Source organism: Dietzia papillomatosis NBRC 105045 (assembly GCF_001570845.1).
Lineage (GTDB): Bacteria > Actinomycetota > Actinomycetes > Mycobacteriales > Mycobacteriaceae > Dietzia > Dietzia cinnamea.
Genome location: NZ_BCSL01000001.1, coordinates 69,089 through 92,850 on the forward strand (window position 1 = coordinate 69,089; position 23,762 = coordinate 92,850).

The window sequence follows — 23,762 nt, forward strand, 5'->3', positions numbered from 1 at the left end:
GTCGGTCAGACGGTCCCGCAGGAGTTCGGTGCGGGATGGTCGTGCACCCGGTCCATGAGGTAGCGGGCGTTGGTCGCGCGCTCGGACAGCATCGGGATCGCGTGGTCGATCACCAGGCCCGGGGCCAGGGCGGGCACCTCGGCGATGCGCAGCTCGACGGTGGTGCCCTGCGCGCACCAGTCCCGGACGAGGTCGACGGCGGTGTCGTGCGGCACCACGTCGTCATTCCGCCCGATCAGGACGAGTGACGGGACGGCCGGTGCGCCGTCGCCCAGGTTGTAGCCGTCCAGGACGCGCATGATCTCCGGCTCGGAGCGGGCCGCATCGGCGAGAGACCGGCCGTCCCGGGTGAAATCGGTGGTGCGGTGCAGGCCGTAGGCGAAGCCGGTCTCGGCGACGCACTGCCCTGCCGTCACCTCGAGCATGCGCTTGCCCGCGTCGTTCAGCTGGCGGTCGAAGGCGTCCCGCAACTCGGGGTGGACCTGCAGGATGCCGTTGATCGCGTAACCCACGGCGCCGGTGAGCAGACCGCCGTCGACGCGCTCGAGCGTGCCGATCATGTCTGACGGCGGCGCGCCCGCGGCGATCCCCACGACGTTGACGTCCGGCGCGTAGGTCGGCTGCATCTCGCCGGCGGCCGCGGCGGCACCACCGCCCTGCGAGTACCCACTGACCACGGTCTTGGAGTCGGGGGCGAGGTCGGTGCCCGGGAGGCGCAGCGCGGCGCGCGCGGCGTCCAAGGCGGAGCGACCCTGCGAGTCGCGGTTGACGTACGGGTGGTGGCCGGGCGTGCCGAGGCCCTCGTAGTCGGTGACGACCACGGCGAAGCCCTCCTGGACCATCGTCAGCGCGTCGATCACGGCGTACCCGGCGGCCGCCGACGGGGGTGCGGTCTGCACGCCGAGCCCGACCTCCATGGACTTGGACGGCGCGCACTGGTCGCCCTGGCCCTGCGTCCCGGGGGTGACCACGGCGAGCGGCCGCGGGCCCGGCCCGGTCCAGGGGGCCTGGGGATGAAGGTACGCGCCGGTGACGGCGATCGGACTGCCCGCCGCACCGGTGGAGCGGTACATGATCCGCTGGGCGTCGGCGAGCAGTGCGCCGCCGTTCGCCAGGTCGGGGATGCTGGGCGTGATGGTCATGGGTTCGGTGCGGATGATTGCGCCCGGCTCGGTGGGCAGCTCAGCCGGCGGCGTGTAGAACGCGCTGCGGTCGGGTGAGTTGGACGAGCCCTGCGCGGCGGCCTCCGGGGCGGCGGGCGTCATGGCCGGGGCCAGCGCCATCGCGACGCCCAGGGCGAGAGCACCTGCGGCGGTGGACAGTCCGGGTGTTCTGCGGCGACGGCTGGTCGGTGATCTCACAAGTGCTCCCCGGGGGTCGAGACGCTGAACGGTCCGCGAGGACCTTGAACTGGACAAAAGACTAGCTTGTGTCATGTTCGACCGGTGATGCACCTCACGGTCACGGAGCCTCGCCCGCCCGCCGCCCGCTCGGCGCGTACCCGGCGGTCAGCCAGGGTGCGGAAGAATTCTGATCACCGTGAACTTCACGGTGGCCACTGTCGTACGCCGCTGTTACGGTGAATTCGTGCCGAAAGATGTGCTGATGTGCTGGCGACGCGTACCGGAGAGGTCCCGCGTCGCCCACGCCGTCATGGCGTAGCACGGACGACGCGCGGGCCCACCGGAGAAGGGCGGGCCGCGGTCGGTATCAGCGGCGGTCCGCGCCGGAACCCGGGTCCATGCTCATGACCCCACGGCGGCGGAAATCAGATCCGCGTCGGCTCACTTCAGGAGAGTTTCCAGGTGACCGTAAGTCCCGACACCACGTTCCACGCGCTGGAGGACACCGATGTCCTCGTGAGCGCGCGATCGTTGGCCGAGTACACGGACATGTTCGGTTTGAACGGGGCTGACCTGCAGGGCCGGATCGTGGACTGCCCGGGCGGCGCGGCCAGCGCGGTGGCGGAGATCTGCGCGGCCGGTGGGGACGCGATCGCGGTGGACCCGCAGTACGCCCGGGGCGCGGACGACCTCCGCGGCCGGATCCTCGCGGACGTCGACCGGTCGGTGGCGCAGAAGCAGGCCCGCGAGGTGGACTTCGACTGGGACGTCCGCGGCGGCGTCGTGGGACACGAGGCGATCCGTCGCACGGCGGCCGACCGCATGCTCACGGACCTGGAGGCCTCGCCCGAGCGGTACATCGCCGGGGCGCTGCCGTCGCTGCCGTTGGCCAGCGACTCGGCCGACCTCGTGCTGTGCTCGCACCTGCTGTTCACGTACGCCGACCGGATGGATCTGTCGGACCACGTCGACGCGATCGTCGAGATGGCGCGGATCGCGCCGGAGGTGCGGATCTACCCGCTGGTCGATCACCTCGGCAATCCGCTGCCGGAGCTGGTCCGCAGCGTGATCGCCCGGCTCAAGAAGGAGCGGCTGGCCAGCCGGATCGAGCCGGTCATCCGGCCGTTCCAGCTCGCGGCCACGACAAGGCTGGTGGTGGAGCGGATGAACCACCAGCGGCCCTGACCCTCAGCCCCGCGGGCCCGGCGAGAGCCGGAGGATCTCCTGGCCGGTGAAGGGGGAGACCTCGGCGCTGGCGACCAGGGGCTGAGGGCCGCCCACCTCGATCGTCTGGCCGGGCACGAACACGGTGCCGGTCGCCAGCGAATAGGCCACGAGATTGCACATCTCGGAGTACACGGCCGCCGTCGCGGCGTCCACGTCCAGGCGCTCGAGGTCCATCCGGCCGAACCTGCCCATCCCCGTGGTGTAGACGCACGACGTGGACTCGGACTGCATCCCCGCCCGCACCCCGACGAGCGCCGGCGCCGGCACCGGGTTGCCCGTCACGAGATCGCGGTACGGGCCGGCCGGCAGGGTCGCCGCGGCGCCGCCCACGGTGACGGCCACCGCGCCGGGTAGCGCGGTCAGTGCTGCCGTGACGTTCGCGACCGCCAACTCGCAACGGAGCGTATCGAGCCGCGGGTCCAGGTACTCGGGATCGGTGGGCTCGCCGTCGTCGCCGACCGGTCCCCACCGGAACGCCGCCACCACGACCTGGGACCGGTGCGTCTCCACCACGGCCTCGCCGCCGTTCCACGCGGCCAGGTCGCGCGTGTACTGGGCGGCCTCCGGCACGGGGGCGTCGATCGAGGAGACGATGACCGTCGCGTCCTCGATGTACACCGCCGTGGCGGGGTCGTCCTCGGTGCCGCGCTCGACCTCGTAGGAGCCCTCGAAGATCTCGGCGAGCAGTTCACCGATCTCGTCGTAGCCGGGGGCGGGCCGGTCGAGCAGCACGATCGCCACGGGCGTCTGCTTCCACGACAGGTCTTCGCCGGTCCGCGGGTCGACTGCGGGCGGCTGGTCCTGCGGCTGCTCGGGCTGGCCGGGCTGCGGGGAGTCGGTCATGCACGACAGGCTAACCCGCGTCCCCGCGGCCGCGACACGCCCGGCCGCCCGCGCGGGGGCTCAGTTGAGCAGGAAGGCGATCACCAGGCGCTCGAACTTGTCCTTCTGCTCGATCATGGCCCAGTGCCCGCAGCGGGAGAAGGCGTGCAGCTCGGCCTTGGGGAGCTGGCGGAACGCGAAGTGTGCCTGCTCGTAGGGGAGCATGCGGTCGTCGCGGCCCCAGATGAGGAGTGTCTCCTGGTGGATCCGGGAGGCGCGGGCGTACAGCGGGGTATAGGCGTTCTCGGGCTTGAGGATGGAGCCGAAGATCGAGTACATGCGCTCGACGGCGCCGGGCGCGGTGGCGGCCTCGGTGCGGGCGCGGATCAGCTCGGGGGAGACGATCTTCTTGTTGCCGACCATGGTGTCGACCCAGGCGCTCATCTTCTCGTCGGTGGGGTCGGCGAGGAAGTCGAACAGGCGACGCGAACCCTCGCTGGGATCGGGCGTGAACAGGGGAGCGGCGAGGCCGCCGGGGCCCATGAGCGCCATCTTGCGGACGCGGTCCGGGTAGGCGAGGGCGGTCTCGCACGCGACGTTGCCGCCCATGGAGTTGCCGATGATGTCGACCTTCTCGATGCCCTTGGCCTCGCAGAACGCGTCGATCGCCTCGGCGGCGATCATCGGGTAGGCCTTCTCCCACTCGAGGTCGGAGCTCTTCCCGAAGCCCGGCATGTCGAGCAGGATGGTGTGGAACCGCTCGGCGAAGACCGGGAAGTTGCCGGAGAAGTTGGACCACGCGGTGACGCCCGGGCCGGACCCGTGGAGGAACAGGACGGGGACCGCGCTCTCGGGCTCGGCCGTGCCCGCTGCGCTCGTGGCCCCCCCTGCCTCGTGGTAGTGCAGCTCGAAACGGCCGGCGGTGATGGTCTTGCTGGTGGACTCGAAGTCGAGGGCGCTCATGCCCGCAACGGTACTAGAACGCGTTCTAGGAATCGCGGTGTCCCGGAATCCCGCCGTCCCGCGGGGTCCGGCTTTCCCCGAAATGATGTCAGCCGCGCGGGGAGTCCCTGAAACATCCCCGCGCGGCGATGACGAGACTCTAGCCCCTGGCAGTGGGATGTGACAAGTCTGTAACGATTGCCGCGCAGGTCACATCGCGAGCAGTGAAGGGCGCGCCCTGACGTGCGGGAATGCGCGACTCGAAGTGGACGACCGCACCGAACGGGGGTGGCCACGGTGATCCGAACCCCCTCACCCCATCACCCGCGCCAGGAACGCGGTCGCATCCGGTGTCGCGGCGTACACGGTCCCGCTGTGGTCGCGGTCCGGGTAGACGCGCAGCTCGAGCGGCTGCCGGTTGAGCGTCATCTCCGCGGCGAGGGACAGGGCCGACGGCGCGGGCACGTCGAGGTCGAGCAGTCCCTGGCCGAGGAACACGGGCCGGTCGTACCCGGTGGCGGGCGTGCCCATGTAGCGGCGCAGGTGGCCGAACACGTCGGGGATCTCCTGCAACGGCCGCGAGAGCGCCTGCGAGATCTGGAACCCGCCGACCTTCTCGCGCATCGCCGCGTAGCAGAGGGTCTCGGCGGCGTCGACCATCTCGCGCCCGGCCGGCGTGAGGTAGCCGTTGATGTCCAGCTCGGGGTGCTGATCTCGGAACCCGGCGAGGATGTACATCGCGTAGACGTTGAGTCCGGTCGGCAGCTGCACGGGAGGGAAGCCGGGCCCACCCCACTGGAAGATGTGCTCGATGTTCGCCGGGGCGCCCGTCGCCACGACGCCGCGGTAGTCCAGGCCGGCGGGCGCGCCGAGGTCGGTGGCGCGGACGGCGGTGTTGAGCGCGGCTCCGGCGCCCTGGGACTGTCCGACGAGTGCCCAGGTGGGGGACAGGGGCAGGCCGGCGGAGCGTGCGGCGATCACCGAGTCGACGATCGCCTGGCCGGTGGCGGGCCCGTTGAGGTAGCTGAGTAGCCCGGGCGTGCCCAGGCCCACGTAGTCGGAGGCGACCACGGCGTAGCCCCTGTCGAGCCAGTGGCCGAGGTACTCGGCGTCACGCTCGGAGCGGGGCTGGGTGGAGGGCGCGCAGTCGTCGCCGAGGCCGGTCGTGCCGTGCGCCCACGCGATGATCGGCCAGCCGCCCTCCGGCGCGGCACCGTGGGGCAGGAACACCGCGGACCCGGAGATCGCGGGCCGGCCGTGCTGGTCGAGGGTGCCGTAGACCTGCCGCACGGCCCGTCCGGCCTGCGGCAGGGAGAGTGACGGGTCGAGCGGGAGGGTCTCCGCCGCGGCCCCCGGCGCGGGGATCGGCCGTGCCCATTCGCGGGTGTCGAGTCCGGACCAGGTGGGTGCCGGGTTGGTCGCTGCGGTGGGCGCCGCGCCGGCGGTGGGGGCGGTGAGAGGGGCGACGACGACGAGGGCGGCAGCCGCCGCGCAGAGCGTCCGCGAGAGTCTCGGGGAGGTGAGGGAGTTCATACCCGGAGGGTAGTCCGCCGCCCGCGCCTGGCCGGGCGGGTTCGCTCTCCCCGCGGGCCCGTTCGTCACCGGATCGACTAACGGGGTCGGGCTCGAGATCGTGCGGTCGGCGTCCGGCCCGGGGACGTGGGGGTGCCGTGCAGTTACACCGGAGACTGTCGCAGCGTCCGCCGGTCGGTGACGACGCCCGCCGGTCGATGACCGAACATTGCTGCAACTGAATGGTTGCACTCGAGTCGCGCGCGTGCCATCGTGGGGAGGGAAGGTGCAACCGCGACACCACCTCACCGAGCGGGAGGCGCCTCGGGGGAGAGGAGAGCCCGATGAGCGAGAACACCGTGCCCGTCGACAGCGGTGGCGCGTCCGGAGCGGGGGCGAGCAGCGATGACGTTCCCGACGAGATCGTCCGCAGCATCCACATCGAAGCCGAGGCGAGGACGGTCTGGGCGATCGTGTCGGACCCGGGTTGGTTCATCAACGACGGCACGTGGACCGATCACGAGATCACCACAGAAGGCGACGTGTCGCGCGTCGTCGACCCGGTGCACGGCGAGTTCACGATCGGCACCGTCGAGCTCGACCCGCCACGTCGCGCGGTGTTCCGGTGGCTCGGTGGCATGGCCGGAGAGGTCGATGAGGCGCAGGCCAACCTGGTCGAGTTCACGATCGAGGACCACGGATCGGGCGTCGTCCTGACGGTCCGCGAGACCGGGTTCGCGGGTCTGCACGACGACGCGGCCGTGCGCCGCCGGCGATTCGAGGAGAACTCAAACGGCTGGGTGTCCGAGCTGGAGCTCGCGCGGGTGCGTGCCGAGGGCGGCGGATGAACAGCCGGGGGGAGGAGGACCCGCAGGACCGGCTGCTGAGCGAAGAGGCGGACGGTGTGTTCGGCGCCCTCGCGGACCGGACCCGTCGGCGGGTCCTCGTCCGACTCGCCGACCGGCCCGACGACGCCGGTGCCGTGGCCCGCGATCTCGGCGTGAGTCGACAGGCGGTCTCCAAGCACCTGCGCATCCTCACCGACTCGGGGCTCGTGCACGCGCGACCGCATCATCGTCGACAGGTACACGCCGTGCGGCCGGACCGCATCCGGGAGATCTCCGACCTCCTCGGAGCGGTGTCGCGGGGATGGGATCGTCGGCTCGAGCAGGTCAGGGAGCGCGCCGAGCGCATGGAGCGGGCCGAGCGCGACGAGTCCGGCGAGTCGGTCGAAGGCGGCTCGGGCCCGGGCGCCTCTAGGTGAGGTGGTCGTACTCGCCGTCGACCCACGCCGCGTAGCGCTCGGCCGACCGCTGCACCGCTGCCCGCGCGTCCCGGGGGACGCACCCGCCGAAGTTGCTGTAGAGCCGGTCGAAGTCGTACCGCGAGACGTGCTCGGCGATCCGACGCACCACCGCCCCGGACAGCGGCATCCAGTTGGGGAACGACCGCATGAACGTCACCCACCGACGGCTGGCGACCGTGCCGATCGTGTCACCGCTGAACAGCACGCCACGGCCGTCCGGAGCGGTCCAGTGCACGACCACGCTGCCGGGGAAGTGACCGCCCGGCTGCGACGCCCGCACGCCGGGCAGGATCTCGATCTCGCCGCCGTCCTCCGGTCCCGCCGCGTGGCCCCCGCCCCACACGATCGTGTTGTGCGGTCGCAGGCCCAGCCACTGCTCGTCCGGAGCGGAGACGTACACCGGGCAGTCGTCGAACGCCGCCGACCACAGCGACTGCACGCCGTACATGTGCGGATGCGAGGCGATGATCGCCGACAACCCGCCCCACCCGCGGATCGCCGCGACCGCCTCGTCGCTGATGTAGTTCGGGACCTCGACCAGGACGTTCCCGTGGTCGGTCCGGATGAGCGACGGCCGTTGGCCGATCCCGGGGCAGTTCTTCTGCTCCAGACCGATCACGTCGGTCTCGCGCTCGGTGAACTCGAGGGACGCGCCCGCCGCCCGCGACTGCTCGGGGGTGGTCCAGCGTTGCCCGGCGACGGGCACGTACTGGCGCTCGTCCGCACAGATCGGGCATACCTCGGGCAGGGTCTCCGCCCGCTCGACCCCGCACGTCGCGCACTGGGTCACCGTGCTCACGGCATGTTCCCCTCGATGTCGACGGGGTGCCACGACTCGCCCACCTGCACCTCGAGGGACCCGTCGGCGGACCGGGTCTCACGATGACCGGACACGGCGGACTCGAGGGCCTGCTGGGCGGTCTCGTGCTCGCCGAGATCGATCGTCTGGTCGGGGGTGCGGAGGCGGTAGTGGGGCATGCCCCCAGTGTCCCCCCGGCGGGCGCGGGCCGCATCCCTCGCCGGCGCCGGGGGACCCACCCTGCTGCTCGGCGGGTCTTCCCCTCGTCCCGACCGCAGCGCACACTGGGAACGGGCACCTCGCGTCGGAAGGGCACACCATGTCGTCGTCGTCATCCTCTTCGTCACACGATCAGGCGCCGACGGCGCCCGCCGACCCCCCGTCCGGTTACCCCAACCTGGGCGTGGACCCGATCGGCGAAATGCAGTTGCTACGCGCGCCTGCCGTGCCCACCGCGGTGGTCCGCGTGACGGGCGTGCCGATGTCTGAGCTGACCGGGGTGTTCGACTCCGTCTTCGGGACCGTGCTGCCGCGCGCGTTCGAGGCCGGCCTGGCTCCCGCGGGCCCGCCCATCGCGCTCTACACCGCCGCGGTCGAGGGGCCCGACTCGGTGGTGGACCTGGAGATCGGCTTCCCTCTCCGCGCCCCGCTGGCCGAGCAGGTGGGCACGGAGCCGATCGAGGCCGACGGTCGACAGCTCGTCGCCTCCGAGCTGCCGGCCGGCGAGATCGCCGTGATCAGCCACGTGGGCTCCTACGACGACCTCGGGCAGGCGTGGGGCGACTTCATGGGCGAGATCGCGGGGACGGGACGCGCGCCCGGCCTACCGTTCTGGGAGTCCTACGTCACCGAGCCGTCGCCCGACATGGACCCGGCCACGCTGCGGACCGACCTGTTCTGCGCGGTGCGCACTCCCGACGACGCGGCCTGACCCCGGGTGCGGGCGGCGTGCGGGGCGGTTACTCCATCTCCTCCAGCGAACGGCCGGTCGTCTCGGGGATGAACCGCGCCACGAACAGCAGCGAGAGCAGCGCCGCGACCGCGTAGAAGCCGTAGGTGAACGGCAGACTGAACTCGGCCATCGGCGGGAAGGCGGTCGACACGGCGAAGTTCGCCAGCCATTGCGCGGCCGCCGCCAGCCCCAGCGCGGTGGAGCGGATCCGGTTGTTGAACATCTCGCCGAGCAGGACCCACACCGCCGGGCCCCACGACATGCCGAAGAACACGACGAAGCCGTTCGCGGCGATGAGGGCGACGAGCCCCGGGGTGTCGCCGAGCTGTGGGGCGAGCTCGCCGTCCGGGCCGGCGACCATCGTGGCCTGACTGAACATCGCCGCCATCACCGCCAGGCAGACCGTCATGCCGACCGAGCCGATCATGAGCAGTCTGCGACGCCCGATCTTGTCGATGAGCGCGATCGCCACCACCGTGACCACGATGTTCGTCACCGACGTGATGACCGACTGCGTGAACGCGTCCTCCTCGGCGAAGCCCACCGACTGCCACAGCGTGGTGGAGTAGTAGAAGATCACGTTGATGCCGACGGCCTGCTGGAACACCGACAGGATGATGCCGATCCACACGATGGGCAGGAAGTTCCATCCGCCCGGGCGGATCAGGTCCCGCCACGACTGCCGGCGGTCCTCGCGGACGGTCGCCCGGATCTCGCGGATGCGAGAGTCGATGCCGCCCTCTTGGATGGAGCGCAGCACCCGCTTGGCCTCGTCGACCATCCCCCGGCCCACCAGGTAGCGCGGCGACTCCGGGATCATCAGCGCCAGCACGCCGTAGGCGACAGCGGGGATGACCTCCGCCCAGAACATCCACCGCCACGCCGCCGCCCCGAACCACAACTCCTCGATCGCGCCCCCGGCGACTCCCGCCAGCCACGCGTCCGAGAGCAGGGCCACGAAGATGCCCGACACGATCGCCAGCTGCTGCAGCGACCCGAGGCGGCCGCGGACCGCCGGCGGGGCCACCTCAGCGATGTACGCCGGGGCGATGACCGACGCCGCGCCCACCCCGAGTCCGCCGAGGACGCGCCAGGCGATGAGGTCCCACGGGCCGAACGCGAAACCCGATCCCAGAGCACTCACGAGGAACAACACTGCCGCCAACACCATCACCCGCGTGCGGCCCCAGCGGTCGGCCAGTCGTCCCGCCAGGTAGGCGCCGAGGATGCATCCGAGCAACGCCGAGGAGACCGTGAACCCGATCAGCCCGGCGCCGATACCGAAGTCCTGCTGCACCGCGTCCACCGCGCCGTTGATGACCGCGGTGTCGAACCCGAACAGGAACCCGCCGAGCGCGGCGACCAGGGAGATGATCACCACCCGGCCGGTGTGGAACGACTCCGCGTCCGACGGCTGTCGGGACGTCTGTGGTGTGGACATCGCGGACCCCGCTCCCCGGGCCCGGCGGCCCTGTGACAGGTGGTGAGAGGAGGTTAGGGCTGGGGCGGGAGAGGCGCAACCGACAGAGAGGACCACCGGGAAATACCCCGGTGCGCGCCCGCAGCGCGAGAACACGTTCTAGGCTCGGGTCACCTCGTCGTCGTACCGAAAGGCCACCCACCATGAGCGCCGCAGCCACCGCACCCGAGCAGATCCGCGCCACCGCGCAGTCCTATGTCGACGCGCTCGTCGCCGGCGACCTCGAGGCCGTCATGGCCCTGTACGCCGACGACGCCACCGTCGAGGACCCCGTCGGCGGCGGCACCGTGCACGAGGGCCCGGAGGCGATCCGCGCCTTCTACTCGACCGTCACCGCGCTGAAGATCGAGGCGAAGGTCCTCGAGACCCGAGTGTGCGGCAACGACCTGCTGTTCAACTTCGAGATCACCACTCACTTCGACGGCGGCTCCAAGGCGACCATCAACGTGTGGGACCTCATGGTCCACGACGCGCAGGGCAAGGTATCCTCCATGCGCGCTTACTGGACCCCGGAGAACATGAGCTGATCGCGGCCGCTCGCATACCAACATCGTGTGCGTCGACAAGTGGGTACTGACCTGGATGTTCGACACCCGTTTCGCGCCGGGCGTAACCACCGGAGGCTAACGCAACGACGGCGCGATGCGCGCCGAAGCCTGGCCACGCAATGGCGAGCCCTCGCTACCCGCCATGACGAGCTCCGACCACCTGCCGCCCCGGCGTCACCTCTGCGCCATACCGACCTGGCTACGCCATGTAGTAGACAAGCCCTGGCGGTTTCACCATTGTCGCTCCCGGATAAGCGGCCGCTAGCATAACCGGTATGTCCAGCGACCGCGATAACAGCACGGCGGCCCCCGACCTCGTCGATGCTGCACGGCTGGATGCCCAGCCGCAGCCGCAGACGGAGCGTGGCCGGCGCACCCGTGACGCTCTGATCGCGGCCGCGCGCACGGTGTTCGAGCGCGATGGTTACGTTGATTCCCGGCTCGTAGACATTGCCGCCGAGGCCAAGTGTTCGATCGGCAGCTTCTACACGTGGTTCGACAGCAAGGACGAGGTTCTTGCTGCTGTCCTGTACCAAGCGCAAAGCGACATGCTCCATCCGGGGACGGGCCGTATAGAGGCGAGCGATGACCCGGTCGCGATCATCGCGGCCAGCAACCGCGCCTACTTCGAAGCCTATCGGCGCAATGCCCAGCTGAACGTGCTCCTGCAGCAGGTGGCGGCGCTCAATCCCCGATTCCGCGAGCTGCGCAACGCCCGCACGATGGCCTTCGTCACGCGTAACGCGCGTGCCATAGCGGATCTGCAGGAACGGGGCCTGGCGGATCGCGGTGTCGACGCCTCGATGGCGGCGATGGCGCTGTCCGGCATGGTGGCCCGATTGGCCTTCGAATCCTTTACCGGGGGCGCGGTGGTCGAGTCCATCGACGAACTCGTCGAAACAGCGACCCGGTTGTGGACCAATGCCCTGGGCCTGACGACGCCGGAGCTGCGCGCGGACTGAGGCGTCCAGCGCGCAACTCCGCGCGGTCAGCGGGCGATGTTGACCCCGCCGTCGACGGCGAGAGTGCTGCCGACGACATAGTCGCCGGCGTCCGAGGCCAGGTAGATCGCCGCGGCCGCCATGTCCTCGGGACGGCCGATACGGCCGGAGGGGATCTCGCCGGCGATCTCCTCGGCGTGGTCGCGGGCCTCCTTGTTCATCGCGGACGCGAAGGCGCCAGGGGCGATCGCGCTGACGATGATGCCCTCGGGAGCGAGGCGCACCGCCATTCGCTTGGTCAGGTGGACGATGCCAGCCTTGCTCGCATGGTAGGAGTACGTCTCCATCGGGTTGAGGGAGAGTCCGTCGATCGAGGCGATGTTGATGACTTTGGCGAGGTGCCCCGTGCTCTCGTGCCCTGCCAGCAGCAGTTGCTTGGCGGCCTGGGTGAGGAAGAAGGGCGCCTTGACGTTGAGGTCCATCACCTTGTCCCATCCGCTCTCAGGGAAGTCGTCGAAGGCCTCTCCCCACGCTGCACCGGCGTTGTTGACGAGGATGTTGAGGTGGTCCTCGTTCTCGCGGAATGTTTCGAGTAGGGCGGCGATGCCGGCGGTCGTGGAGATGTCGTACGGCAGGGCGACGCACCGCCCTTCGCCGTAGGTCGCGGACAGCTCGTCGGCGGTGGTCAGGCAGGCCTCTGACTTGCGCGCGGTGATGTAGACGGTCGCGCCCTGGGCGAGCAGGCCTTCGGCGATCATGCGGCCGATGCCGCGGGACCCGCCGGTGACGAGGGCGACGCGTCCATCGAGAGAGAAGAGGGCGGGAATGTCCATTGTTGTCCTTCGTTCGGGTGCAGTGGGTCGACTCGAGATTCGATTGAATCCCGATTCATACTAGTTGAACCCAGATTCAGATTGTGGGAGGCTGACGAACAAACCCCGCACCGAACACAGGAGTCGACCTATGTCCCGGACCTCACAGGAGATCCGTCTCGCCGCCCGCCCGCAAGGCCGCCCAGACTCCAGTACCTGGGATCTCACCAGCACCGAGGTCCCGGACCCGGGCCCCGGTCAGATCCTCGTACGCGTCGATCTGATCTCCCTCGACCCGGCGATGCGCGGATGGCTGAACGACGTGCGGTCCTACATCCCCCCGGTCGGGATCGGAGACGTCATGCGGGCACTGGGCGCCGGCGAGGTGATCGCCTCGGAGCACCCGGACTTCGCCGTCGGCGACCGGGTCACCGGCAGTTTCGGCGTGTGCGAGTACGCGCTGTCAGACGGCAAGGGGGTGGACCGTATCGACACCGACATCGCCCCGATGGGCACCTGGCTAGGCGCGCTCGGCATGCCCGGCATGACCGCGTACTTCGGCCTCCACGACGTCGGCCGACTCCGGGCCGGTGACACAGTCCTGGTCTCCGCCGCGGCCGGGGCGGTCGGGAGCACCGTCGCGCAGCTGGCCAAGGCGAAAGGGGCCCGCGTCATCGGCGTCGCCGGTGGTCCGGACAAGGTGTCCTGGCTCCGCGAGCTCGGACTCGACGAGGTCATCGACCGGCGGGAGGGCGACCTCCTGCGCCAGGTCCGCAACGCCGCCCCCGACGGAATCGACATCTACTTCGACAACGTAGGGGGCGAGCTCCTCGACGCGGCACTGGCCAACCTGCGCCGCGGCGCCCGGGTCGTGCTGTGCGGGGCTGTGTCGACGTACAACGACGAGACCCTCGCCGACGGCCCGCGGCGGTACATGTCCCTTCTGGTCTTCCGCGCCACGATGCAGGGGTTCGTCGTGTTCGACTACGCGGACCGCTACGCCGAGGCCGTCGCCGAGATCTCGGAACTCATCGCCGAGGGGCGCCTCGTCGCGACCGAAACCATCCTCGAGGGCGGGGTGCCCGCCTTCCCGGACGCCCTGCTCGGCCTCTTCGACGGGGTCAACACCGGCAAGCTTCTGCTGAGAATCCGAAAGGGCTGACCATGCGCGCCATCCACATCTCCTCTCTCGATGGCCCGGACGCCGTCGAGGTCGTCGAGCTCCCCGACCTCCGCGACAACGAGCTCGTGACCATCGAGGTCAAAGCGGCCGGGGTCGCCTTCCCCGAGTTGCTCCAGACCCGAGGCCTGTACCAGCTCAAGCCCGAGCTCCCCTTCGTCCCGGGGGCGGAGGTCGCCGGTGTCGTCACCGCTGCGCCCGAGGGCAGCGGCCTGGCTGTCGGTGACCGCGTGGCGGCCCTGACGCTGCTCGGTGGCTTCGCGGAGCAGGCCCTGGCGCGCCCCGACCTCACCTTCGCACTGCCGGACGAGGTCGGCTTCGAGGAGGCGGCATCCTTCACCTTCAACTACGCGACGGTCTACTTCGCCCTCGTCGAGCGCGGTCACCTCGCCGAGGGTGAGACCGTCCTCGTCCACGGCGCCGCGGGCGGGATCGGGACCGCGGCCATCCAGATGGCGAAGGCGTTCGGGGCGGGCAAGGTCATCGGAGTGGTCTCCACGCCGGAGAAGGGCGAGATCGCCCGCGCTGCGGGCGCGGACGAGGTGGTCCCGGCCGACGGCTTCCTCGAGGCGGTCGGCAAAGCGAGCGTCGACATCGTCGTCGATCCCGTCGGTGGTGAACGGTTCACCGACTCGCTGCGCTCCCTGCGGGAGCACGGCCGTCTTCTCGTCATCGGCTTCACCGCCGGATCCATCCCCGAGGTGAAGGTCAACCGGCTCCTGCTGAACAACGTCTCCGTCGTGGGAGTCGGATGGGGTGCCTACGCGTTATCCCGCCCCGGCCATGTCGGCAGGGAGTGGGAGGCGATGCTGCCGCACCTAAGAAGCGGGGCTCTGCGGCCCGTCGTCGGCGCCACTCATCCACTAGAGGACGCCTCCGTTGCACTGCGCTCCCTCGAGGGGCGTTCGGTCACCGGCAAGGTCGTGCTGGTGCCGTGAAACAGAACCTGCCCTCCGTGGAGGAGGTCGACCGGATCCCGGCGGCGTGCAGCACGGTCGCCGGACGCGAGTGGGAGGACGGCAACGGCCACGTCAACGTCGCCCACTTCTACGGCTTCCACATCCGCGGGGCTGAGGAGGAGTTGCGTCGAGTGGGAATCGATGACGCCTACCGCGCCAGCCGTCAGATGGGGGTCTTCAGTATGGAGCAGTACCTGAAGTTCTTCGACGAAGTGCGGATCGGCGAGGAGATCTCGGCCCACGTCCGGTGGCTCGACCGTGGGGACAAGGTGTTCCACGGTATCTCGGTGATCGTGAACCGTACGACCGGGCGCATCGCCAACACTCTCGAGATGATCGAGGGCCACGTCGACCTCACCGCGCGACGGACGGCGTCCTTCCCCGCTGACGTCGCGCAGCGGATCGATGCGCAGATAGCCGCCCACCGCGGTCTCGGGTGGCAGCTCCCCCTCTCGGGGGCTATGGCCGTGCGCCGCTAGGCCGAATCCGGACCGCACGCGAAAGGGGACCGCACCTGCACTGCAGATGCGGTCCCCTTCTTGTGAGCGTGGCGGGTCAGACCGTGAAGCGGCCGATCGACTCGGCGACCAGGATCGGCTTGTCGATGCCGTCGGCCTCGACGGTCAGCGTGGTGACGACCTTCACCGCGCCCGGGGCGGTCTCTTCGACCGAGGTCAGCGTGGCGCGCATCCGGATCCGCGAGTCCACCGGCAGCGGGTGGATGAAGCGGACCTTGTCGTAGCCGTAGTTGAGGCTGTGGGCGAACCCGTCGAAGGCCATGAGCTCTTCGAGGAAGGCGGGCGTGCGCGACAGGCTGTAGAGACCGTGCGCGATCGTCGAGCCGAACGGCGAGTCCGCCGCCCGCGCGGGGTCGACGTGAATCCACTGATGGTCGCCGGTGAGCTCGGCGAAGCCGTCGATGCGCGACTGGTCGACGGTGTGCCACGCGGTGGGGCCGAGCTCGCGGCCCGAGAGGTCCTTGAGGTCCTGCACGGAAGTCGGGCGGTGTCGGGCGGTCTGGGTCACGGGGAACTCCTTGGGTCGCGGGGCGTTGTGACGTCGAACATAGTTGAACCTGAAACCGGATTCAACTAACGTGTGAGCTAGATCGCAAACAAGGACACAGGGAGCTCACATGACCACTGATCACCAGCGTGTTGCCGTCGTGACCGGCGCAGCGCGAGGCATCGGCGCGGATGTCGCCCGGCGTCTGGCCAGCGACGGAATGGCGGTCGCGGTGCTGGACCTGGACGAATCCACCTGTGCGGACGTCGTAGAGGACATCGTCGCCAGCGGGGGCCGGGCGCTCGCGGTCGGCGCCGACGTGTCGGATCCCGACCAGGTCGAGGCCGCCGTTGCTCGAATCGCCGACCGCCTCGGTGCGCCCACGGTGCTGGTCAACAATGCCGGCATCATCCGCGACAACCTGATCTTCAAGATGTCGGTCGAGGACTGGGACTCCGTCATGTCGGTCCACCTGCGCGGTGCCTTTCTCATGACCAAGGCCTGCCAGGCGTACATGACGCAGGAGCGCTTCGGTCGTATCGTCAACCTCTCCTCGACATCGGCGCAGGGGAACCGGGGCCAGGTCAACTACTCTGCCGCGAAGGCCGGCATGCAAGGTCTGACCAAGACCCTCGCCCTCGAGCTCGGGAAGTTCGGCGTCACCGCCAACGCGATCGCCCCCGGATTCATCGAGACCGAGATGACCGCGGAAACCGCCGAGCGTATCGGGATCTCGTTCGACGACCTGAAGAAGATGGCGCGCGACCAGGCGGCCGTAGGTCGCACAGGCACGCCCCACGACATCGCGCATGCCGTCTCCTTCTTCGCGAGCGAGGGCGCCGGCTTCACCACGGGCCAGGTTCTCTACGTTGCGGGCGGGCCGTGCGACTGATGGGCGTCCCGATGCAGGTGCAGGACAAGGTGGCCGTCGTCACCGGCGCTGCCGGTGGCATCGGTGCCGCCCTCGCGGAAGCGCTCCTCGAGGCCGGCGCACGGGTGGTCGTCTCCGACCTCGACGAGAACCGGCTGAACGCTACCGCTGAGCGTCTCGGTGCGATCGCGGTCGCGGGGGACGCCTCCCGCGAGGAGACGATCAGCGAGATGATCACCGCAGCGCAGGATCACTACGGCCCGGTCGATCTCTTCTTCGCCAATGCCGGGGTCGGCGACGGCTCCGGCCTGTCCGCCACGGACGAGCAATGGCAGCTCGCACTGGACGTGAACCTGCTCGCCCACGTGCGCGCGGCTCGGCAGCTCGTTCCGGGATGGGTCGAGCGGGGGAGCGGGTACTTCGTCTCGACCGCCTCGGCAGCGGGACTGCTCACTCAGGTCGGTTCGGCCACGTATTCGGTGTCCAAGCACGGCGCTGTCGGCCTTGCGGAATGGCTCGCCGTCACCTACGGCTCCGACGGTATCGGCGTCAGCTGTCTCTGCCCGATGGGTGTCGACACCGACATGCTCCGCTCCGGGATGGGTTCGTCGGGCAGCGACGGTGGCAAGGTGGCCGCGGCCGCCGTGACCAGCGCAGGCGACGTCCTCGCTCCCCGCGATGTCGCCGATCAGGTCCTGGCGGCGGTCGCCGAGGGAACCTTCCTCATCACACCCCACGCGAACGTGCGGGAGTTCCTGAAACGCAAGGTGGACGACCCCGATCGGTGGATTCACGGCATGCAGCGATACCAGCAACAGCTCCGAGGAGGGACCCGATGAGCAACGCCGCCGGACTGGTGTGGAAATGGGCAGACGAGACACCCGACTCCGTGGCCCTACGAGAAGGGGAGAAATCCCGAACGTTCTCTCAGCTGCGTTCCCAGATCGGCGGGGCGATGGCGAAGCTCGCCCACCTCGGCGTCGAGCCGGGCGACCGCGTCCTCATCGTGGTGCCGACGAGTGAGGAGTTCGTCCTGGCGTATCACGCGGTCCTCGCACTCGGCGCGACCGCCGTGACCGTCAATCCCCTGTGCACGCAGCGTGAGTTGCTCCACTTCGTCGAGGACGCGGGATGCACCTGCGTGCTCGGGTGGCATGAGAGTCGCGGGCCGGTGGAGGCAATCGCGAACACGTGCGGTCTCCCGCTGTGGCTGCTCGAGCCCGGTTGCGTCACCGCTGCGCAGGAGCGGCCTGCCCTCGCCGACGTCTCGACCGAGGACGCCGCGGTGCTGCTCTACACCTCAGGGACCACCGGTTCGCCGAAGGGCGCCGTCCTGACCCACGGCAACCTGCTCGCCTGTGGCGCCGCCTTCGCCGACGCACTCGAAGTGACGAACGCGGACCGGATGGGCACCGCCCTTCCGCTGTTCCACGTCTTCGGCCAGGCCGCGGTGATGTTCACCGTGTACACGCCCGGCGGCAGTATGTCGCTGCTGCGGCCGTTCGATGCGGCTTCGCTGCTGCGCATGGCAGCCGATCAGAAGCTCACCGCTCTCGCCGGAGTCCCGACGATGTGGAACGCCATGCTCCACGCCGACACCGACGTCACCGCCGAGGATCTGAGCAACCTGCGGTTGGCCTGCTCCGGCGGCGCCGCTCTGCCTTTCAAGGTCGCCCGGGCTTTCCGCGACCGCTTCGGCGCGATGGTCCTCGACGGCTACGGGTTGAGTGAGACCACCGGGGCGGCGAGCTGCAACCGTGCCATCTATCCCCGCAAGGAGATGAGCGTCGGTCGGGCCCTCGCCGGGTGCCGCCTGTCGATCGTCGACGATGACCGCAACCACCTGCCTCCTGGTGAGGTCGGCGAAGTGGCGATCGCAGGCCCGGTGGTCATGCGCGAGTACTGGGGCAGGCCCGAGGCCACGGCCGCCGTGCGTGACGGCGAGTGGTTCTTCACCGGGGACATCGGTCGGATGGACGAGGACGGTGACCTGTGGATTCTCGACCGCATGAAGGACCTAGTCATCCGTGGTGGCTACAACGTCTATCCCCGCGAAGTCGAGGAGGTCCTCTACAACCACCCCGATGTCCTCGAAGCGGCGGTGATCGGAGTCCCCGACGAACAGCTGGGCGAGGAGATAGCGGCCGTGGTCACCCCGCAGCCCGGCTCGACGATCGTCCCCGCCGACCTGCGCGCGTGGCTCTCCGAGCAGCTCGCCGCCTACAAGGTCCCGCGGATCTACCGGGTAGTCGAAGCTCTCCCCAAGGGGGCGACCGGAAAGATCCTCAAGCGTCAGATCGACCGCGGCGACATCGCGACAACCGGTGAACGGCCCGCCCGGACCGCCACCCCCACCACCTGAACGAAGGGAGCGACCCGTGGATTTCACGACGGACGCCAGGACCGCCGAGCTGCAGGAGCAGCTCGACGTATTCATGGATGAGCACGTGTACCCGATCGAGGCGACCTACCAGGAGCAGCTCGACGCGGCCCCCGACCGCTGGTCGCCGCCGCCGATCATCGAGCAGGCGAAGGAAGAAGCCCGCCGGCAGGGATTGTGGAACCTCTTCCTTCCGGGGCGGGACGGCGCCGGATTGACCAACCTCCAGTACGCGCCGTTGTGCGAGACGCTCGGGCGCAGCCTGCACATCGCCCCGGTTGCGACCAACTGCGCGGCCCCCGACACCGGCAACATGGAGGTGCTGCACATGTTCGGGACCCCGGAGCAGAAGGAAAAGTGGCTACAGCCGCTTCTCGCCGGGGAGATCCGATCGGCCTTCGCCATGACTGAGCCACGCGTGGCCAGTTCCGACGCGACCAACATCGAGAGTTCGATCGGCCGTGACGGCGATGAATACATCATCAACGGTCGAAAGTGGTACATCTCCGGTGCGATGAACCCCGATGCCAAGGTCTTCATCGTCATGGGTAAGACCGATCCCTCGGCCGCACGTAACAAGCAGCAGTCGATGATCCTCGTTCCACGCGACACCCCGGGGGTCGACGTCCGCCGCGGGATGAAGGTGTTCGGTTATGACGACCGCGACCACGGTGGACATGCGGAGATCGACTTCACCGATGTACGGGTTCCGGTGAGCAACCTCATCGGCGAGGAGGGGGCGGGATTCGCGATAGCCCAGGCCCGGCTCGGGCCCGGCCGCATCCACCACTGCATGCGCCTTATCGGGATCGCCGAGCGCTCGCTCGAGCTCATGGTCGCCCGGGCCGCGAGCCGCGTCAGCTTCGGCAAGCCGTTGTCGGAGCAGGGAGTCGTCCGTGACTGGATCGCGGAGTCACGGGTGCGAATCGAGCAGCTTCGTCTACTCACCCTCAAGACCGCCTGGTTGATGGATACCGTGGGGAACAAGGGGGCTCACACGGAGATCCAGGCGATCAAAATCGCCGCGCCCGCCACGGTCGAATGGATCCTCGACAAGGCGGTTCAAGTGCACGGCGCCGGCGGTCTGAGCCAGGACTTCCCGGTGGCGGAGTGGTATGCCCAGGTCCGCACCCTCCGCTTCGCCGACGGTCCCGACGAGGTGCACAAGAATGCGCTCGCCCGCAACGAGATCCGCAGGATGACGGCCGATGTCTGATCTGCACGAGCGGGTCGAACAACTCCTCGCGAGCTACGACCCCCAGACCACGACGAGTGCAGAGTTCCTCGCCGCACAGTTCGACCAAGGGCTGGCCTGGGTTCACTTCCCCGAGGGGAAGGGCGGGCTGGGCCTGGCCCGGGGACGACAGCTGGAGGTCGACGCACTGCTCGACGCGGCGGGAGCGCCGCGACCGGACCTCGGACGCAACAGCATCGGCCTGGGTATGGCCGCACCGACGATTCTCGCGTTCGGTAGCGAAGAGATGCAGCAGCGCTACCTGCGGCCGTTATTCGCGGGCACCGAAGTCTGGTGTCAGCTGTTCAGCGAGCCCGGCGCCGGATCGGACCTCGCGGCCGTCGCCACCCGCGCGGTCCGCGACGGCGACGACTGGGTCGTGGACGGGCAGAAGGTGTGGACCTCCGGGGCTCATAACGCCGATCTGGCGATCCTCCTCGCCCGCACCGACACCTCCGTTCCCAAGCATGCAGGGATGACCTACTTCATTCTCGACATGACGGAGCCCGGCGTCGACGTACGGCCGCTGCGCCAGATCACCGGCGAGGCCGAGTTCAACGAGGTGTTCCTCTCCGGCGTCCGGGTGCCCGACAGCAACAGGGTCGGCGACGTCGGTCAGGGGTGGAAGGTGGCCACGACGACGCTCAACAACGAGCGTGTCGCCATCGGCGCCGGCAACGTCCGCGAGGCGGGCCAGATCGGTCTCGTGGCCCGGCGCTGGCGCGAGGACGTGTCCGTGCGCACGCCGGGCCACCACGCCGAGCTCATGCAGTGGTGGGTCGACACCGAGGTGACCCGGCTGGCCGGAGAGCGTCTGAGTCAGTCCCTCGAGGCGGGCCAGCCGGGCCCGGAGACCTCCGCGATGAAGCTCGCCTTCGCCCACCAGGCGCAGCAGGTGAGCGGATTCGCTCTCGAGGTAGCGCCAGAGGACGGTCTGACGTACCACGACTGGACGATGGTGCGGCCCGAGGGAGGTTCGTTCCTCGGGCACGGCCCCGGCTACCGGTACCTCCGCGCCAAGGGCAACTCGATAGAGGGAGGCACCAGCGAGATCATGCGCAACGTCATCGCCGAGCGAGTGCTCGGCCTGCCCGCCGACCACCGCCCCGACAAGGGGATCGCCTTCAAGGACGTGCCGCGATGATCGACCTACTTAATTCTGATGTCGAAGAGTCCCTGCGCCTGAGCGTCCGTTCCGCTCTCCGGCGCACTCACGATGACGCGCTTCTCACCCGTCTGGCCGACGAGCCGGATACCGACGTCACCACCATGTGGCGGGTACTCGCCGAGCAGCTCGGCCTCGCCGGCCTGCTCGTTCCCGAGAGCCTCGGGGGGTCTGATGCGAGCGCCCGCGAAGCCGCAGTCGTATTGGAGGAGCTGGGGGCCTCCGTCGCGCCCGTGCCCTTCCTCACCAGCGCGGTCATCGCCACCACCGCCCTCGTTCACGCTGGCGACGAGGTTCTCCTCCCGGCGCTCGCAGCGGGTGAGCGCACAGCTGCGCTCGTTCTGCCGTGGACCGCCCGGCGGGGGTCGTGGTCGCCGGTGGACCACGACGCTGCTCCGGTCGCCGGGGCGCTCGGGGCCGACCTGTTCCTCGTCCCGGTCCGGGACGCCGATGGCGGCACCTCCCTACGCGCCTACGACCGGGACGAAGTGGATCTCACGCCGATTGTCTCGCTGGACGTGACCCGGCCGCTGGCCCGGGTCGTCGTTGCGGGCGCCGGCACCGAGGTCGCCTCCGGACGCACGGCCACCGAGTCCGTCGACGCCGCCCTCGCGGCAGGAGCCGCGCTCCTTGCCTCGGAGCAGCTCGGACTGACCCGGTGGAGCCTGGAGGCCACCGTGGACTACACGAAGAACCGTGTGCAGTTCGCCCGGCCGATCGGTTCCTTCCAGGCGATCAAGCACCGGCTGGCCGATCTCTATCTGCTCCTCGTCAACGCCCAGGCGGCCGCCCGATATGCCGCCGCCACGCTCGCCGAAGACGACCCCGACCAGTACGTGGCCCAGGCCCTCGCCCAGTCTTTCTGCTCCGATGCGGCCGTTCGGGCCACGGAGGAGGCCCTGCAACTGCACGGCGGCATCGGCATGACGTGGGAGGCGCCGGTCCACACCAGGCTGAAACGAGCGAAATCTGATCAACTCGCCCTCGGCACGCCGGACCGTCACCGCACCGACCTCGCTGAACTCGTGGATCTCCCAGTGAGCTGACAACCCGTTCCGAGACCACTACACACCACAGAGGACCCACCATGCGTGAAGCAGTCATCGTCTCCACGGCCCGAACCCCGATCGGCCGCGCCTACCGCGGCGCCTTTAACGACACCCAGGCCCAGGAGCTCATCGGCCATGCCGTGCGGCACGCCGTCGACCGCGCCGGCGTCGACGACGCGCGCGTCGAGGACGTCGTGATCGGCGCGGCCCTGCAGCAGGGTTCGACCGCGATGAACATCGGTAGGCAGGCCGCGATGCGTGCCGGGCTGCCGGTATCCGTCGCCGGTATGTCCGTCGACCGGCAGTGCGCCAGCGGCCTCATGGCCATAGCGACCGCGTCGAAGCAGGTAGTCATGGACGGAATGGACATCGTCGTCGGAGGAGGCGTCGACTCGATCCCGCTCGTACAGAACGAACACATCAACGACTACCGCGCGCAGGACCCGTGGCTCGTCGGACATGTGCCCGCGCTGTACATGTCGATGCTCGAAACGGCGGAGGTGGTCGCGCAGCGCTACGGCGTCAGCCGGGAAGCCCAGGACGAGTACGCGCTGCAGTCCCAGCAACGTACCGCATCGGCCCAGGCGGCCGGGGCCTTCGACGACGAGATCGTCCCGCTGCCGTCGACGATGCTCACGAAGGACCGCACGACGGGTGAGGTCGGGTCACGGCAGGTGACACTCGCCAAGGACGAGGGCAACCGCCCGGGAACGGCCATCGAGGACCTGCGCAAGCTCGATCCGGTCCTCGCCGGGGCAGGCTCGGAGGGAATGTCGATCACCGCGGGTAACGCATCGCAGCTCTCCGACGGAGCCTCCGCCGCGGTCGTCATGGAAGCCGCGGAGGCCTCACGTCTGGGACTGAGTCCGCTCGGTGCCCTGCGCGGCATCGCTGTCGCCGGATGCGAGCCCGACGAGATGGGCATCGGTCCGGTCTATGCGGTGCCGAAGCTGCTCAAGCAACACGGCTTGACCGTCGACGACATCGACCTCTGGGAGCTGAACGAAGCCTTCGCCGTACAGGCCCTCTACTGCCGCGACATCCTCGGCATCGACCCGGAGAAATACAACGTCAACGGCGGAGCCATCTCCATCGGCCACCCCTACGGCATGAGCGGTGCCCGTATGGCCGGGCACATCCTGATCGAGGGCCGTCGCCGTGGCGCCAGGTACGGCATCGTGACGATGTGTGTCGGAGGCGGCATGGGTGCAGCCGGCTTGTTCGAGATCTTCTGA

Annotated in this window: 25 protein-coding genes; 16 read left to right on the forward strand and 9 right to left on the reverse strand. The window is 69.5% G+C overall.

The features are described from left to right. Positions 1-5: 5 nt before the first annotated feature. Positions 6-1,361 (reverse strand): lipase family protein, encoded by a 1,356-nt coding sequence (locus DPA01S_RS00340; protein WP_232302936.1) that lies wholly within the window; start codon positions 1,359-1,361, stop codon positions 6-8. Between the two features lie 444 nt (positions 1,362-1,805). On the opposite strand from DPA01S_RS00340, the gene DPA01S_RS00345 reads away from it, so the two are divergent. After that, positions 1,806-2,528 carry a hypothetical protein gene (locus DPA01S_RS00345; RefSeq protein ID WP_061913370.1) on the forward strand — a complete coding sequence of 241 codons (723 nt, stop codon included), beginning with the start codon at positions 1,806-1,808 and terminating at the stop codon, positions 2,526-2,528. A 3-nt stretch (positions 2,529-2,531) separates the two neighbouring features. Here DPA01S_RS00345 and DPA01S_RS00350 read toward each other — a convergent pair whose 3' ends face one another. From DPA01S_RS00350 to DPA01S_RS00360, 3 genes are all read right to left on the reverse strand, one after another. Continuing rightward, positions 2,532-3,413, reverse strand: coding sequence for a hypothetical protein (locus tag DPA01S_RS00350; protein ID WP_061913372.1), 882 nt, complete (start codon positions 3,411-3,413; stop codon positions 2,532-2,534). Between the two features lie 60 nt (positions 3,414-3,473). Then, entirely contained in the window at positions 3,474-4,355 is an 882-nt protein-coding gene (locus tag DPA01S_RS00355; protein WP_061913373.1) for an alpha/beta fold hydrolase, read from the reverse strand. Positions 4,356-4,646: 291 nt separating this feature from the next. Further along, the gene (locus tag DPA01S_RS00360; protein WP_061913375.1) at positions 4,647-5,867 is read right to left on the reverse strand and encodes a lipase family protein; all 1,221 of its coding nucleotides are present in this window, start codon (positions 5,865-5,867) and stop codon (positions 4,647-4,649) included. A 323-nt stretch (positions 5,868-6,190) separates the two neighbouring features. Between DPA01S_RS00360 and DPA01S_RS00365 the strand changes: the two genes are divergently transcribed. Next, positions 6,191-6,694 (forward strand): SRPBCC domain-containing protein, encoded by a 504-nt coding sequence (locus DPA01S_RS00365; protein ID WP_061913377.1) that lies wholly within the window; start codon positions 6,191-6,193, stop codon positions 6,692-6,694. After that, positions 6,691-7,110 carry an ArsR/SmtB family transcription factor gene (locus DPA01S_RS00370; RefSeq protein ID WP_061913379.1) on the forward strand — a complete coding sequence of 140 codons (420 nt, stop codon included), beginning with the start codon at positions 6,691-6,693 and terminating at the stop codon, positions 7,108-7,110. Before DPA01S_RS00365 ends, DPA01S_RS00370 begins: the two co-directional genes overlap by 4 nt. Here DPA01S_RS00370 and DPA01S_RS00375 read toward each other — a convergent pair. Beyond that, a complete protein-coding gene (locus tag DPA01S_RS00375; protein ID WP_061913381.1) occupies positions 7,103-7,951 on the reverse strand; it encodes an MBL fold metallo-hydrolase in 849 nt (282 codons plus the stop codon). The genes DPA01S_RS00370 and DPA01S_RS00375 overlap by 8 nt on opposite strands. Beyond that, the gene (locus DPA01S_RS00380) at positions 7,948-8,130 is read right to left on the reverse strand and encodes a hypothetical protein (RefSeq protein WP_061913383.1); all 183 of its coding nucleotides are present in this window, start codon (positions 8,128-8,130) and stop codon (positions 7,948-7,950) included. Before DPA01S_RS00380 ends, DPA01S_RS00375 begins: the two co-directional genes overlap by 4 nt. Before the next feature lie 140 nt (positions 8,131-8,270). Here DPA01S_RS00380 and DPA01S_RS00385 point away from each other — a divergent pair, with 140 nt between their 5' ends. Next, positions 8,271-8,882, forward strand: a complete 612-nt coding sequence (locus tag DPA01S_RS00385; RefSeq protein ID WP_061913385.1) for a GyrI-like domain-containing protein — start codon at positions 8,271-8,273, stop codon at positions 8,880-8,882. A gap of 28 nt (positions 8,883-8,910) precedes the next feature. Here DPA01S_RS00385 and DPA01S_RS00390 read toward each other — a convergent pair whose 3' ends face one another. Next, entirely contained in the window at positions 8,911-10,344 is a 1,434-nt protein-coding gene (locus tag DPA01S_RS00390) for a sugar porter family MFS transporter (RefSeq protein WP_061913387.1), read from the reverse strand. Positions 10,345-10,526: 182 nt separating this feature from the next. Here DPA01S_RS00390 and DPA01S_RS00395 point away from each other — a divergent pair, with 182 nt between their 5' ends. After that, positions 10,527-10,910 (forward strand): nuclear transport factor 2 family protein, encoded by a 384-nt coding sequence (locus tag DPA01S_RS00395; protein WP_061913389.1) that lies wholly within the window; start codon positions 10,527-10,529, stop codon positions 10,908-10,910. Positions 10,911-11,206: 296 nt separating this feature from the next. Then, a complete protein-coding gene (locus DPA01S_RS00400) occupies positions 11,207-11,893 on the forward strand; it encodes a TetR/AcrR family transcriptional regulator (RefSeq protein ID WP_061913391.1) in 687 nt (228 codons plus the stop codon). A gap of 26 nt (positions 11,894-11,919) precedes the next feature. On the opposite strand, the gene DPA01S_RS00405 is transcribed toward DPA01S_RS00400, so the two are convergent. Further along, positions 11,920-12,705: an SDR family oxidoreductase gene (locus DPA01S_RS00405; RefSeq protein WP_061913393.1), complete on the reverse strand. Its 786-nt coding sequence runs from the start codon at positions 12,703-12,705 to the stop codon at positions 11,920-11,922. Between the two features lie 130 nt (positions 12,706-12,835). Here DPA01S_RS00405 and DPA01S_RS00410 point away from each other — a divergent pair, with 130 nt between their 5' ends. Genes DPA01S_RS00410 through DPA01S_RS00420 form a run of 3 tightly spaced genes read left to right on the forward strand, consistent with a single transcriptional unit; the run spans position 12,836 to position 15,302 of the window. Next, on the forward strand, positions 12,836-13,846 hold the full coding sequence (locus DPA01S_RS00410; protein ID WP_061913395.1) for an NADP-dependent oxidoreductase: 1,011 nt from the start codon (positions 12,836-12,838) through the stop codon (positions 13,844-13,846). Positions 13,847-13,848: 2 nt separating this feature from the next. Further along, the gene (locus tag DPA01S_RS00415; RefSeq protein WP_061228364.1) at positions 13,849-14,802 is read left to right on the forward strand and encodes an NADPH:quinone oxidoreductase family protein; all 954 of its coding nucleotides are present in this window, start codon (positions 13,849-13,851) and stop codon (positions 14,800-14,802) included. Next, positions 14,799-15,302 (forward strand): thioesterase family protein, encoded by a 504-nt coding sequence (locus DPA01S_RS00420; RefSeq protein ID WP_061913397.1) that lies wholly within the window; start codon positions 14,799-14,801, stop codon positions 15,300-15,302. The genes DPA01S_RS00415 and DPA01S_RS00420 overlap by 4 nt, the downstream gene beginning before the upstream one ends. Before the next feature lie 76 nt (positions 15,303-15,378). Here DPA01S_RS00420 and DPA01S_RS00425 read toward each other — a convergent pair whose 3' ends face one another. Further along, positions 15,379-15,849: a MaoC family dehydratase gene (locus DPA01S_RS00425; RefSeq protein WP_061228362.1), complete on the reverse strand. Its 471-nt coding sequence runs from the start codon at positions 15,847-15,849 to the stop codon at positions 15,379-15,381. A 109-nt stretch (positions 15,850-15,958) separates the two neighbouring features. Here DPA01S_RS00425 and fabG point away from each other — a divergent pair, with 109 nt between their 5' ends. Genes fabG through DPA01S_RS00460 form a run of 7 tightly spaced genes read left to right on the forward strand, consistent with a single transcriptional unit; the run spans position 15,959 to position 23,762 of the window. Continuing rightward, on the forward strand, positions 15,959-16,720 hold the full coding sequence (gene fabG, locus DPA01S_RS00430) for a 3-oxoacyl-ACP reductase FabG (protein ID WP_061913399.1): 762 nt from the start codon (positions 15,959-15,961) through the stop codon (positions 16,718-16,720). Positions 16,721-16,731: 11 nt separating this feature from the next. After that, positions 16,732-17,538, forward strand: coding sequence for an SDR family oxidoreductase (locus DPA01S_RS00435; protein WP_061913518.1), 807 nt, complete (start codon positions 16,732-16,734; stop codon positions 17,536-17,538). Beyond that, positions 17,535-19,061, forward strand: a complete 1,527-nt coding sequence (locus DPA01S_RS00440) for a class I adenylate-forming enzyme family protein (RefSeq protein ID WP_061913401.1) — start codon at positions 17,535-17,537, stop codon at positions 19,059-19,061. Before DPA01S_RS00435 ends, DPA01S_RS00440 begins: the two co-directional genes overlap by 4 nt. Before the next feature lie 16 nt (positions 19,062-19,077). Then, positions 19,078-20,295, forward strand: coding sequence for an acyl-CoA dehydrogenase family protein (locus tag DPA01S_RS00445; RefSeq protein WP_061913403.1), 1,218 nt, complete (start codon positions 19,078-19,080; stop codon positions 20,293-20,295). Continuing rightward, positions 20,288-21,457: an acyl-CoA dehydrogenase family protein gene (locus DPA01S_RS00450; protein WP_061913405.1), complete on the forward strand. Its 1,170-nt coding sequence runs from the start codon at positions 20,288-20,290 to the stop codon at positions 21,455-21,457. The genes DPA01S_RS00445 and DPA01S_RS00450 overlap by 8 nt, the downstream gene beginning before the upstream one ends. After that, a complete protein-coding gene (locus tag DPA01S_RS00455) occupies positions 21,454-22,524 on the forward strand; it encodes an acyl-CoA dehydrogenase family protein (RefSeq protein ID WP_061913407.1) in 1,071 nt (356 codons plus the stop codon). Before DPA01S_RS00450 ends, DPA01S_RS00455 begins: the two co-directional genes overlap by 4 nt. Positions 22,525-22,565: 41 nt before the next feature. Continuing rightward, a complete protein-coding gene (locus tag DPA01S_RS00460; protein WP_061913410.1) occupies positions 22,566-23,762 on the forward strand; it encodes an acetyl-CoA C-acyltransferase in 1,197 nt (398 codons plus the stop codon).